At 70.4% G+C, this 13,429-nt stretch carries 7 protein-coding genes; 2 read left to right on the forward strand and 5 right to left on the reverse strand.

What is annotated here, in order from left to right; translation table 11 throughout:
• Positions 1-83: 83 nt before the first annotated feature.
• Positions 84-2,603, reverse strand: coding sequence for a murein biosynthesis integral membrane protein MurJ (gene murJ / locus TR49_RS23145; protein WP_042384636.1), 2,520 nt, complete (start codon positions 2,601-2,603; stop codon positions 84-86).
• Positions 2,600-5,020 (reverse strand): DUF6049 family protein, encoded by a 2,421-nt coding sequence (locus TR49_RS23150; protein WP_042384638.1) that lies wholly within the window; start codon positions 5,018-5,020, stop codon positions 2,600-2,602. Before TR49_RS23150 ends, murJ begins: the two co-directional genes overlap by 4 nt.
• 321 nt (positions 5,021-5,341) lie before the next feature.
• Here TR49_RS23150 and TR49_RS23155 point away from each other — a divergent pair, with 321 nt between their 5' ends.
• Positions 5,342-6,844 carry a CCA tRNA nucleotidyltransferase gene (locus TR49_RS23155; protein WP_042384641.1) on the forward strand — a complete coding sequence of 501 codons (1,503 nt, stop codon included), beginning with the start codon at positions 5,342-5,344 and terminating at the stop codon, positions 6,842-6,844.
• On the opposite strand, the gene TR49_RS23160 is transcribed toward TR49_RS23155, so the two are convergent.
• The 3 genes from TR49_RS23160 to TR49_RS23170 form a co-directional block, all read right to left on the reverse strand.
• Positions 6,835-8,190, reverse strand: coding sequence for an MFS transporter (locus TR49_RS23160; RefSeq protein ID WP_042384642.1), 1,356 nt, complete (start codon positions 8,188-8,190; stop codon positions 6,835-6,837). The two genes, TR49_RS23155 and TR49_RS23160, sit on opposite strands and share 10 nt — an antisense overlap.
• A gap of 192 nt (positions 8,191-8,382) precedes the next feature.
• Positions 8,383-9,465 (reverse strand): inositol-3-phosphate synthase, encoded by a 1,083-nt coding sequence (locus TR49_RS23165; RefSeq protein WP_042384643.1) that lies wholly within the window; start codon positions 9,463-9,465, stop codon positions 8,383-8,385.
• Positions 9,466-9,595: 130 nt separating this feature from the next.
• Positions 9,596-10,204 (reverse strand): PadR family transcriptional regulator, encoded by a 609-nt coding sequence (locus tag TR49_RS23170; protein ID WP_042366703.1) that lies wholly within the window; start codon positions 10,202-10,204, stop codon positions 9,596-9,598.
• Between the two features lie 942 nt (positions 10,205-11,146).
• Here TR49_RS23170 and TR49_RS23175 point away from each other — a divergent pair.
• On the forward strand, positions 11,147-13,342 hold the full coding sequence (locus TR49_RS23175; protein ID WP_052434556.1) for a transglycosylase domain-containing protein: 2,196 nt from the start codon (positions 11,147-11,149) through the stop codon (positions 13,340-13,342).
• Positions 13,343-13,429 lie beyond the last annotated feature (87 nt).

The following is a 13,429-nucleotide window of genomic DNA, read 5'->3' on the forward strand; positions in this document are numbered from 1 at the left end:
AACTCGCCGTGCCTCCTACGACCCTCGGAAGCCCTCGATGGTTGCCCGGACCGGCGAACATTCGCGGCGGGAATCCGGTCCCTCTAGCGACCGATTTTCGCGCGGACCATGCCGAGAAGCGAGTTGAGCTCCTCGATGCGCATCCGCTGGGCCACGACCAGGAACAGACCCAGCTGCACCAGGCCGCCGACGACCACCGCGGCGATGCCGCCGGTACGTCCCTCACCGAGCGCCTGCAGCACCGCGAAGCTGAGCGCGGCCCCGGCCACGGCCGGCAGCACGTTGGCGCCGATCAGCTTGGCGTAGGTGCGCTTGATGCGGGCCCCGTCCAGATCCCCGATGCGGCGGCGCAGCCGCGGCACCGCGACCAGCAGACCGACGACGTAGGCCGCGCCGTAAACGAAGGCCATGCCGGTGACGGCCCACTTGGCGGGCAGCACCACGTAGCAGGCGGCGGAGAGCACGGCCTGGGTGACGGCCACCCAGACGGTGTTGTAGAAGGGCGTGCGGGTGTCCTCGTAGGCGTAGAAGCCACGCAGCAGCACGTACTGGGCGGAGAAGGGGATCAGGCCCAGCGCGAACGCGGAGACCATGTAGCCGACCGAGACGTTCCCGTAGATGGTCGCGCCGATGGCGGGGCCGAGGGCGAGGAACGCGAAGGCGCCCGGGACGATCGCCACGGCGGAGGTGCGCAGACCGTACGAGAGGTCGTCGCGGACCGAGACGCCGTCCTCCTCGGCGGCGGCGCGGGAGATCCGCGGCAGCACCGCGCTCATGATGGAGACGGTGATGACGGCCTGCGGCAGCTGCCAGATCAGCAGCGCGTTCTGGTAGGCCGCCAGGCCCTTGCCCGCGTCGCCGGCGGCGTCGCCCGCGGCCGTGGCCAGCTGGGTGACGACCAGGAAGCCGGCCTGGTTGGCGAGCACGAACAGGAACGTCCACTTGGCCAGCTTCGCCGCGTGGCCGAGGCCGTGGCCGCGCCAGTCGAAGCGCGGCCGGAAGCGCAGGCCGGAGTGGCGCAGATAGGGGAACATCGCCAGTGACTGGACCACCAGGCCGAGCAGCGTGCCGATGCCGAGCAGCCGGACGCCCGCCGAGGGGATGGTGGAGGGGTCCATCTGGGTGGACGACCAGGGCCCGTAGACCCAGATGAACGTGGAGAAGGTGAAGATGACGACGATGTTGTTGAGGACCGGGGTCCACATCATCGGACCGAACTTGCCGCGCGCGTTCAGAATCTGACCCATGACCACGTGCAGGCCCATGAAGAAGATCGTGGGCAGGCAGTAGCGGGTCAGCGCGACGCTCACGTTCGCCGAGTCCGGCGTCGACATGGCCGCGTTCGAGACGGCCCGCACGAGCAGCGGGGCGGCCAGCACCGCCGCCGCGACCACCACGCCCAGTCCGACGATGACCAGCGTCAGCAGGCGGTTGGCGTAGGCCTCGCCGTTGTCCTCGTCGTTCTTCATGCTCCGCACCAGCTGCGGGACGAAGACCGCGTTCAGGGCGCCGCCGCCGACCAGGATGTAGATCATCGTGGGCAGGGTGTTGGCGACGCTGTAGCGGTCGCCGAGCACGGAGACGCCGATGGCCGAGGCGATGACCATCGTGCGCAGGAAGCCGGTGCCACGGGAGACGAGGGTGCCGGCGGCCATGATGGCGCTGGAGTTGAGCAGGCTCGCGACCTTGCCCTTGGGCGCGCCGCCCGCCTCCTGCTCGCTCTCCGCGTCGGTGGCCGCCTCGTCCTGGCTCTGCGGCAGGTCCGCACGGAGCAGCGGGATGGTGCCGGTGGTCTCGGCGACGGAGTCGCCACCCGCCTCGCCGTACAGGCTCGGGCCGCTGTCGCGGAAGAGGAAGTCGTAGGCCTCGTCCTGGGCGCGCTGTTGTTGCCCCTGGGTCTGCTCGTGCGCCTGCTGTCTGCGGCCGGCGCCGCTGATCAGCTCGTCCACGCCGACGTACTGCTCCGAGTCGGGCCGTCCCGGCTGTCCGGGCTGCCCAGGCTGCGGAGGCAGGCCCTGTGCCGGGTACGGCGACGGCGCACCGGGCACACCCGGCTGTCCGCCCTGACCGCCCTGACCAGGCTGGCCGGGCTGCTGCTGCGGGTCCTGCGGCCAGCCCTGGACGCCGGGCTGCTGCGGGGAGAAGGCCTGCTGCGGGCCGGCGTAGGCCTGGCTGAAGCCCTGCGGCTGGTAGTCCTGCCCGGGACGGTCGGCGCGGCCGGGCGCGCCCGGGTACGGCTGCTGCGGTGGGTACGCCGGCTGCTCGGGGTAGGGCTGTTCCGCGTATGGCTGCTCGGCGTACGGCTGCGCCTGCGGGGCTCCCTGCGGCGTGCCAGCCGCAGGGCCCGCCTGGGCGGTCGGTTGCGGGGCCGGGTTCTGGAACGGGGTGTGGAAGGGCGACTGGAACGGCGGCTGCGGGGGAGGCGGGTAGCCGCCCTCGCCGTACAGCGCGCCTGCGGTGGGCGCGTGCGGATCCGTCGCGTACGGGTCCGTGGCGTACGGGTCGTGCGCGTAGGTCTGGTCCAGGTACGGGTCAGGCGCCTGATTCCCCGCGTAGGGGCCGCCGGGGCCCTGCGGGGTCCTGCCGTCTCGCGGCGCGGTCATGCGTCTGCCTCCTGGTCCTCGGTGGCCGTCGGGTCCAGCGGACCCTCGGCGGTGGCGGCGGCGAGGGCCGCGTTCTTCTTGCGCTTCCAGTACAGCCGCAGTCCGGCCAGCAGGACGAGCAACCCGCCGCTGGCCATGACGGCGACGACGCCGCTCGACACCGAGGTGACGCTGACGGTGAAGTCCTGAGTGCCGATGACCGAGCCGTCCTGCGCGGAGGTGAGCACCGCCCGCATCTGGACCTGCCCGTTCGCGGTCGCCGTGACCTTGAACCGGGTCGTCGACTTGGTCCGCCCGCCGGCGATGGTGATGACCGTGTCCGGCTTCGAGTCGATCTTCAGTCGCGGGTAGCCGGAGCCGCGGACCTCCAGGTGGAGGTTGAGCCGGGTGACGGGCTGCTCGAGGTCGTTCTCCACGCTCACCGCGATCTGGGCGGAGGCGTTGTCGCCCGGCACCACCACGTCCGTCGACTTCTTGATGATCTTCACGGAGGACTGCAGGGAGTACATGTAGTCGTACATGTCGTACTGGTAGGTGGCCCCTGCCTGGGCGTCCGCGCGCCAGCCGGTCGACACCGAGCGGACCATGGCGGCGTTGAAGGGCTCCCGCAGCCGGTCCGGGCGGGTGAGGATGCGCTGCAGCTGGGCCAGGCCTTCGGCGGTGTTCGTGAGGCTGGTGACGGCGTTGTCGCTGAGCTCGGTGGCGCGCAGCGACGACGGGTAGCTGTGCGCCGAGGGCACGTGCGTGTCGGCGCCGACGGTCGGCCCGTCCTTGACGACGGTGTCGAGGTCCACCGGCTGCACCCAGGATCCGCTCTGCGCGGCGGACAGGGCGCGGACCAGGGTCTGCGCGGTGGCCGCGGACATGTCGCGCGGCGGCTGCACCACGATGTCGCGCTGCAGGTCGGGGCGCTCCCCGCTGGTGGCGAGCGTTTCGGCCAGGAACTGCTGAACGGCGGCGGTCTGCTCGGCCTGGGTGGACAGGTCCTGGGAGAAGAGCTTGGTCAGCTCGGCGTCGGCGACGACCGCGGTCATCCCGTTGCTGATCTTGCGGGCGGCGTTCGGGGTGAAGTTCAGGTCGGCACTGTCGGACGTGTCGTCCCCGTTGACGATGATCTTGCTCGCCCCCATGGACTTGGCCAGCGAGACGATCGAGGGGTCGACGAAGCCCTGGTAGGGCCAGGCGACGTCGTGGGCGGCGTCCACCTGGAGCCGGTCCAGGCCCACGCTCCCGCCGAGCAGCGGCAGCAGCGAGCCGACCTGCTTGCGGGCGGACGTGTTGTGCGCGAGCGCGGCGAGGTCCGGGTCGGCGTAGGGGAGCGAGACCACGTCCTGCTTGTTCGGCGCGGCCAGCGTGCCCTGCAGCTGCGAGAGCCAGTCCTTGGCGGCCTGCTGTCCGCCGCCGGCCTGGAGGCAGTGACAGTTCGCGTTCGCCCCGGTGGCGTCCGCGGCCGTGGTGACCTGGTAGGGGCCCGTCATCGCGCTGACGGTGTCGACCAGGTCGGGGTCGATCATCCAGGTCAGGTGCAGGTCCGGGTTGGCCTGCCCGATCGAGGCGAGCTGGCCGAGGCGGCCCTCCGGCCCGAGCGAGCTGGTCAGGTCGGTGGTCAGGACGGGCTGTTCCGCGTGGGAGGACGGGTCGACGTAGGTCTGTGCCTGCAGCGTCGGCGGATTGGTGACCGGCCAGAGCGTGGCCACCTTGGTCGCCTTGACGCCCGAGTCCTTGGCGTGCAGCGGCAGGAACGTCCGCGCGATGCCGAGGCCCCGGGAGCCGGTGTTGGCGTTGGCGTTGTTCTGCACGTCCACGCCGAGGGAGTAGACGCCGTCGGGATCCGAGCCGAGGTTCAGCTTGGAGATCGGCGCCGTGATCGTGAACGAGGCGCTGGCCCCGGGGGCGAGGGTGCCGATCTTCTGCTGCAGGGCGGGGTCCTGCAGTTCCTGGCCGTCGTCGTTGGTGGGCCTGCTGCCCGCGCCCACGAGGGCGTCGATGTCGGAGCGGTTCTGCAGCTTCTGCCCGGTGGTCATCAGGCCCACGTGCAGGCCCTGCACGGCGCCGGACTCGAGGTTGCGCACCGAGCCGGCCACGGTGACGTCGCCGTTCGCGGTGGGGACGGCCGGGGTGACCGTGTTGAGCGTCACCTCGACTCCGGAGTGGCTGTCGGCGGGGGCGAGGGTGGTGGCGGTGGTGGTCTGCTGCAGCGTCGGGGGCAGCCCGGTGACTCCGAGCTGGGGCGCGGCCTCGGCGGCGGGGGCCAGCGTGGGCCCCGCCAGGACGACCAGGCCGGAGGCGAGCGTCAGCCGTCCGAGGCCGCGCAGCGCGCCGCGGACCTGCCTGTTCGCGCGCCCACGGCCGGCGTGGCCGTCGCCACGCTCAGGCCGGCCGCTTGCCCGCCACCTCCCCGTCGCCGCCTCGCCCACGCGTCCTCGCCGTTCTCGTCGCTGTCCCCTACAGGTGCCCCACCCGGCGGAGCCAGGCCTGAGGCCTGTGCCCTGCGCCCTGGCATGGTAACGACGCCGAGCCGTCTCGTGTGCCGCGAGGCAGCCCCGGACGGGGGTACGACGCGGTTTTGCGGACGGACGGTTCCGCTTCTGCGTGCCGGTGGTGGTGCCGCCAGGGGCGGGCAGCCCCTTGGAGGGGAGGACCGCGCCCTTTGGGGCTTGGTGCCCCATTCTCCAGGTCGTAACTGTGCGGCACCGGTGTGGTTCCGCCCCGTACCCTTGTCTGTCGTGTCCAACGCTATGCCCCCCGGCCTCCCCGCGTCCGAGTCCGCCCCTGCCCCCGTCGTCGCCGACAGCGCCGACAGCGCCGTGCTGAGCGAGCAGCAGGCGGACAGGGTGCGCGAGATCCTGCGCGCCTACCCCGTCGCCGTCCAGCTCGGCGAGCGGTTCAAGGCGGCGGGTTTCACCCTCGCGCTGGTCGGCGGGTCCGTCCGCGACGCCCTGCTGGGGCGTCTGGGCAACGACCTGGACTTCACCACGGACGCGCGCCCCCAGGAGATCCTGGGCCTCGTCAAGGGCTGGGGCGAGGCGGTCTGGGACGTCGGCATCGCCTTCGGCACGGTGGGCGTGCGCAAGCACGACCTGCAGATCGAGATCACCACGTACCGCTCCGAGCTGTACGACCGGAACTCGCGCAAGCCTGAGGTCAGCTTCGGCGACACCATCGAGGAGGACCTGGTCCGCCGCGACTTCACGGTGAACGCCATGGCCGTGAAGCTGCCCGAGGTGGAGTTCGTCGACCCGCACCGCGGGCTGGTCGACCTCGCCGCGGGCGTGCTGCGCACCCCCGGCACTCCGGAGTCGTCCTTCTCCGACGATCCGCTGCGGATGCTGCGTGCCGCGCGTTTCGCCGCGCAGCTCGACTTCGAGGTCGCGCCCGAGGTCGTCACCGCGATGACGGAGATGGCCGACCGGATCGAGATCGTCTCCGCGGAGCGGATCCAGGGCGAGCTGAACAAGCTGGTGCTGTCCGCGCACGCGCGCAAGGGCCTGACCCTGCTCGTCGACACCGGCCTCGCCGACCGGGTCCTGCCGGAGCTGCCCGCGCTGCGGCTGGAGCGTGACGAGCACCACCGTCACAAGGACGTCTACGAGCACACCCTGACCGTGCTGGAGCAGGCGATCGACCTGGAGGGGACCGGCGAGGGCGACGGCAAGCCGGACCTGACGCTGCGCCTGGCCGCGCTGCTGCACGACATCGGCAAGCCGCGCACCCGCCGTTTCGAGCCGGGCGGCGGCGTCTCCTTCCACCACCACGAGCTGGTCGGCGCGAAGATGACCAAGAAGCGGCTGCGTGAGCTCAAGTACTCCAACGAGCTGATTGCGGACGTGTCCCGCCTGGTCGAGCTGCACCTGCGCTTCCACGGCTACGGCACCGGCGAGTGGACCGACTCCGCGGTGCGCCGCTACGTGCGCGACGCCGGCCCGCTGCTGGACCGCCTGCACAAGCTGACCCGCTCGGACTGCACCACGCGCAACAAGAAGAAGGCCGCCGCGCTCTCGCGTAGCTACGACGGTCTGGAGCAGCGGATCGGGCAGCTGCAGGAGCAGGAGGAGCTGGACGCGATCCGGCCGGACCTGAACGGCGACCAGATCATGGCGCTGCTCGGGATCAAGCCGGGCCGGGAGGTCGGCGAGGCGTACAAGTTCCTGCTGGAGCTGCGTCTGGAGCACGGCCCGCTGGGCGAGGAGGCGGCCTCGGAGGCGCTCCGACAGTGGTGGGACGCGAAGCGTCACGCATAGGGGTGGTGGCCGGGTGACGGCTGGGAGGGCCGCTCGGAACCGCTGGTACCCGGGCTCGCCCGCCAGGGGCGGTTCGCCCCGTAAGCGAGGGCGGTGGCGGCGTAGAGGGCTGCCGCCGTCAGCACGACCGGCACGGAGCGCCCGCTGAGCGGCAGGACCAGGGCGCACACGCCGGCGGCGGCGACCAGCGCGCTGTTGAAGAGGACGTCGTAGAGGGCGAAGACGCGCCCCCGGTAGGCGTCCTCGACGCCGCTCTGGACGAGGGTGTCCGTGCTGATCTTGGCGCCCTGGGTGAGCAGGCCGAGCGCATACGCGGCGACCATGGTCGGCCAGGGCGTGAAGAAGAGGCCGAGGCCGGCGGTGACGAACGCGCCGAGCGCGGAGCAGATCGTCAGCCAGCCGGGGACGGTGAACCGGCGTCCGGCGAGGGGCGTGAGCGCGGCCGCGCTGAAGTACCCGGCGGCCGACGCGGCGAGGGCGGTGCCGAGCCAGCGCAGTCCCGCGGACTGGTCACTGGGGGCGGCGAAGGTGTTGCGGCAGAGCATCAGCAGTACGACCAGCAGCAGCCCGTAGCAGAACCGGAGCACGGTGACCGCGCCGAGCGCGCGGGCCGCGGGACGGCAGTCGTGGACCAGGTGCCGGAATCCGTCGAGCAGGCCGCGTGCGGTCTCGGCGACGGCGCTGCGGATGGTCGCCTCGGCGGCTGCCTCGCGCAGCCTGCGGTCGGGGCCGAGCGAGTCCTTGCCGAGCGTGGTGGCGACGAGGGCGGAGGCCGCGTATCCGAGCCCGGACAGTGCCACGAGCAGGGCGTTGCTGGCCGCACCGGCGGGCAGCGCGAGCCGGACCACGAACGCGGCGCCGCCGCCGACGGTGGCGGCCAGCGTCCCGGCCGTGGGGGCCAGGGAGTTGGCGGCGATGAGCAGTTCGTCGGTGACGACGTGCGGCAGCGCAGCGGAGAGTCCGGCCAGCACGAACCGGTTGATGCCGGTGACCATCAGGGCGGCGGTGAAGAAGACCCAGGTGGGGGCATGGGCGGCGACCAGGGCGGCGGTGGCCAGGCAGAGCAGCAGTCGCAGCATGTTGCCCTTCACCAGCACCTGCCGCCTGCGCCAGCGGTCCAGGAACACCCCGGCGAACGGGCCGATCAGGCAGAAGGGCAGCAGCAGGACCGCGAAGGCGGAGGCGATGGCGGCGGGGCTGGGCTGGCGCTCGGGTGAGAAGACGACATACGCGGCGAGCGCGGCCTGGAAGGCGCCGTCGGCGAGCTGCGAGAGCAGTCGGGTGGCCAGCAGCCGCCGGAAGCCGCTCAGTCGCAGCAGCGCACGCGGGAAGGGGGTCGTCGCCACCGGCCAAGCGTGGCACGTGGGGCGCGTGGTTGCACGCAGACCCCGACAAGATCGATAAGTGTCACACGTGAAGCACTCGGCGATCTTGTGGGCCCGCCGCGGCTCCGTCGTCGGAGAACGCCGAAGGCCCCCGTCTGCCGGATGGCAGCCAGGGGCCCTTCGGGTGTCGAAGACGGTCGCGGCGTCAGTGCGTCAGCGCTCGACCTCGCCGCGGATGAACTTCTCGACGTTCTCCTTGGCCTCGTCGTCGAAGTACTGCACCGGCGGGGACTTCATGAAGTAGGAGGACGCCGACAGGATCGGGCCACCGATGCCGCGGTCCTTGGCGATCTTCGCAGCGCGCACCGCGTCGATGATGACGCCGGCCGAGTTCGGGGAGTCCCAGACCTCGAGCTTGTACTCCAGGTTCAGCGGAACGTCACCGAAGGCACGGCCCTCGAGGCGGACGTAGGCCCACTTGCGGTCGTCGAGCCACGCGACGTAGTCGGAAGGGCCGATGTGGACGTTCTTGGCGCCCAGCTCGCGGTCGCGGATCTGGGAGGTGACGGCCTGCGTCTTGGAGATCTTCTTGGACTCCAGGCGCTCGCGCTCGAGCATGTTCTTGAAGTCCATGTTGCCGCCGACGTTCAGCTGCATGGTGCGCTCGAGGATGACACCGCGGTCCTCGAACAGCTTCGCCATCACGCGGTGCGTGATGGTCGCGCCGACCTGGGACTTGATGTCGTCACCGACGATCGGCACGCCGGCCTCGGTGAACTTGTCCGCCCACTCCTTGGTGCCGGCGATGAAGACCGGGAGGGCGTTGACGAAGGCGACCTTGGCGTCGATGGCGCACTGCGCGTAGAACTTCGCAGCGGCCTCGGAGCCGACGGGCAGGTAGCAGACCAGGACGTCGACCTGGCGGTCCTTGAGGACCTGGACCACGTCGACCGGCTCCTCGGCGGACTCCTGGATGGTCTCCAGGTAGTACTTGCCGAGGCCGTCGAGGGTGTGGCCACGCTGGACCTGGACACCCTTGGTCGGAACGTCGCAGATCTTGATGGTGTTGTTCTCGGAGGCGCCGATCGCGTCCGCCAGGTCGAGGCCGACCTTCTTGGCGTCCACGTCGAACGCGGCCACGAACTCCACGTCACTGACGTGGTAGTCACCGAACTGCACGTGCATGAGGCCCGGCACGCGGCTGTTCGGGTCGGCGTCCTTGTAGTACTCGACACCCTGCACCAGGGACGCGGCGCAGTTGCCGACTCCCACGATGGCTACGCGAACCGAACTCATTCCGGTTGCTCCTTGTTGCTCGTGAGACCCGCGATGCGGCGCGAGTCTCTGCCTTCGTCAATGCGGTACGTCATAGGTCATGCGGTAGGTCGCTGCCGATCACCGGCGCTCCCCCGGCCGCCCGCATGTGCTACTGCTGCTCGCCGCCGCCCGGTGGGGAGGTGGCGTGCCCGCGCCCGCCACGGTTCGCGCGCTCGGTCTCGATCAGCTCGTTGAGCCAGCGGACCTCGCGTTCGACCGATTCCAGGCCGTGGCGCTGCAGTTCGAGGGTGTAGGCGTCCAAGCGCTCGCGGGTGCGGGCGAGTGAGGCCCGCATCCTTTCCAGGCGCTCCTCCAGCCGGTTCCGGCGACCCTCCAGCACGCGCATGCGCACGGCCTTGTCGGTCTGGCCGAAGAAGGCGAAGTGCACGCCGAAGTGCTCGTCCTCCCAGGCGTCGGGACCGGAGTCGGCCAGCAGCTCCTCGAAGCGCTGCTTGCCCTCGCCGGTCAGCCGGTAGACGATCTTCGATCGCTTGCCGTTCAGGGCGGTTGCGGGGATGTACTCGGCGTCGGGGTTGTCCTCGACCAGGTAGCCCTGAGCGACGAGGCTCTTCAGGCAGGGGTAGAGCGTGCCGTACGAGAAGGCACGGAACGAGCCGAGCAGCACGTTGAGCCGCTTGCGCAGTTCATAGCCGTGCATGGGCGAGTCGTGCAGCAGGCCGAGGACGGCGAACTCCAGGATGCCCGAGCGCCTGCTCATGATCCGGCTTCGCCTCCTTCGCCTTGTACGCCGCGTCGACCCGGTCCCGCTGTCGTCATCACGAGTATGCCACCGCGATGTATCGAACCGATACATCGAGACGATATGCCGCTGCCGCCGCAGCGGGCAAGAGGGGGTCGGCAGGACGCGTGGTGGCAGGCCTCACAGTTGTCGGGTCTGCATAAGCAGAGCCCGTGGCACGGCTCGGAAGTGGCGATTCTGTGCTTCCCGAACGGGAGTTTGGCCGACCTTTCATAAGGATCTGCTGTCGAAATGTCCTAAATGAGAATTGACGCCCGGTTAAGCCCCTTCCCAGCCTGCGTAATCTGTCGCCTATGCAGAAAGCCGTCAGGGGCAACGGGAACCACGGATGCCCCAGTGGCGTCCCCGTCCCTGGCAGACTCTGGCCTCTTCGGCCCGCGTCGCCATGGGGGATCAGGATCACCGCCTTCAGGCAGCCGCAGCGCAGCCTTCAGTCAGAGGAACAGCTGGAAGCAGCATGAGCGAACACCGGCGTAGAACGCCGCAGTCGCAGCAGCCGCAGAACGGCGGCCACCGCCCCGCGGGCCCGAGCGCGTCGGGTCGCGGCCCGAGCGGTGCCGCCCGCCCGAGCGACGGCATGCCGCCGCGGCGCACTGCCCGCCCCCAGCCGGGTGGCACCGCCTCTCACGGCATGGGCGCTCCCGGCGGGCCGGCTGGCCAGCCGCGGATGACGCGCGCCGAGATGCGCCGCGCCGCCCAGACCAAGGGCGGTGGGGCCCGTCGTGGCGGGGGCGGCGGCAACAACCCCCGACGGGGCCGAGGCCGAAGCGCTTCATCGACTACCCGCGTTGGGGCAAGAGCGGCGTCCGCCGCTGGCTGCCCTCGTGGAAGCTGGTCACCAGCACGTTCCTCTTCGTCTTCGGCGCCCTGACGGCGCTGGTCGGCTACGCCTACGCGCACGTGGGCATCCCGAACCCGAATGCGGACAGCCTGAAGCAGGGAAACATCTTCTACTGGGACGACGGCCACACCGTCATGGCCCGGACCGGCTTCAACCGGCAGAACGTCCAGCTCGCCGAGGTCCCGCTGCCCGTCCAGCACGACTTCATGGCGGCCGAGGACGAGACGTTCGAGACCAACAGCGGCGTCGACCCGATGTCGATCGTCCGCGCCGTCAAGAACATGGCGACCGGTGGCAGCGTCCAGTCGGGTTCGACGATCACCCAGCAGTTCGTCAAGAACGTCTACCTGAACAGCGCCCAGACCGCCACGCGCAAGCTCAGCGAGATCCTGATCTCGATCAAGATCGCCAACGGCGGCATGAAGAAGGACCAGGTGCTCGAGGGCTACCTCAACACCAACTACTACGGCCGCGGCGCCTACGGCATCGAGGCGGCGGCCGAGGCCTACTACGGCGTGCACGCCTCGCAGCTGTCGCCCAGCCAGGGCGCGTTCATCGCCGCCACGGTCAACGAGCCCAGCACCATGCAGAACGTGAAAACCGACGCAGCGGCCAAGCAGCGGGCCATCGGCCGCTGGCAGTACGTGCTGAACCGCATGGTCGTCAACAAGTGGATGTCGCAGGCGGACCACGACGCTGCCTTCGCCGCCGGCTTCCCGATGCCGAAGGCATGGGCTCCGAACCCGGGGCTGAAGGGCCAGGTCGGTTACCTGGTCGACCTCGCGCAGAACTACGCCGAGACGCACTCCGGCGGCGCCCTCACCGACGCCAAGCTGGCGCAGGGCGGCTACAGCATCACAACGACCTTCAACCAGAAGAGGGTCAACGAACTCAGCGCCGCCGTCGCCAAGATGGAGTCGAAGAACATCGACCCCAAGAAGCGCACAGCCGACAAGAACGTCCAGGTCGGCGCCGCCTCCGTGAACCCCAAGACCGGAGCCCTCGTCGCCATCTACGGTGGCATCGGCGAGGACAAGGGCTACTACGTCAACAACGCGAACACCTCCGGTGTGCCCGTCGGCTCGACCTTCAAGCCGATCGACCTGGCGTCCGCGATGCAGAACGGTGCGCTCACCTCGCCGGGCGCGACCACCCGCACGGCGATCACGCCGGACAGCAAGTACAACGCCGACGACTGCCTGAAGATCCACGACCAGCAGGGCAACTGGCTGGAGGACAGGTCCGGCGAGTCGGCGTGTTCGGAGCCCGACGGCCTGCTGCACCAGGCGAACGACAGCACGACAATGTTCGGCTACCGGACGCTGCGCTATGCGATGGAGCAGTCCATCAACACGCCCTACGTGCAGCTGGGCGAGGACGTCGGCTACCGGAACGTGGAGCAGACGGCGGAGAACCTCGGGCTGTCCAAGGACATCCTGCAGAACAACACCGCGGGTTTCTTCATCGGCACCTCGACGCCGAGCGCGATCCGTATGGCCAACGTCTACGGGACCTTCGCCAACCAGGGCAACTACCACGACCCCTACTCGGTCTCCAAGGTCACGTTCGACGGTCAGACGCAGCCCTGGTCCCTGGTTCCGCAGACCAAGGAGGCGCTGAGCTCGGACATCGCCAACACCGTGACCAACGTGCTCCAGGGCGTCGTTCAGAGCGGTACCGGCACCAACGCCAAGGACCTGGGCCGTCCCGCGGCCGGCAAGACCGGTACCACCGACGACTACAAGTCGGCCTGGTTCATCGGCTTCACGCCGCAGCTGTCCACCTCGGTGGTCCTGTACAAGGAAGACCCGACCAAGCAGACGCTGGAGTCCATGAAGGGCGTCGGCGGCTTCCCGAAGGTCTTCGGTGCCGTGATGCCGACGCAGGTCTGGGTCGACTACATGACCAACGCGCTCCAGGGGCTGCCGACCGTGGACTTCCCGCCGGCGCCGCTGCTGCCCAAGGGCGGCAACGAGGCCGGTGCGCCGACCGCGTCGCCGAGCGCCTCGGCGAGCTCCTCCGCGTCGGCGAGCTCCAGCTCCAGCCCGTCGGCTTCGACGTCGCCCTCGCCGAGTGCGAGCCAGTCCACCCCGAGCGGCGCGGCGGGTGGTCCGACCTGTGGTGATCCGCTCGGCCTGATGGGGCCCTGCCCGTCGTCGTCCAGTACGAAGAAGCGCGGTGGGGGCGGCGCCGGCGGCCCTGGGGGTGGTCCTACGGACACCACGCCCCCAGCGGCCGGGGTCAACGGCCAGTAGGCCCCCGCGCAGCCCCAGTGAGTGAGCGCCACGCGGCCCCGACCCGGATGGGTGGGGGCCGCGTGGCGTCGTCGGTGCCGCGGTGCA

Origin of the sequence: Streptacidiphilus melanogenes, from assembly GCF_000787835.1 — a bacterium.
Classification (GTDB): Bacteria; Actinomycetota; Actinomycetes; order Streptomycetales; family Streptomycetaceae; genus Streptacidiphilus; species Streptacidiphilus melanogenes.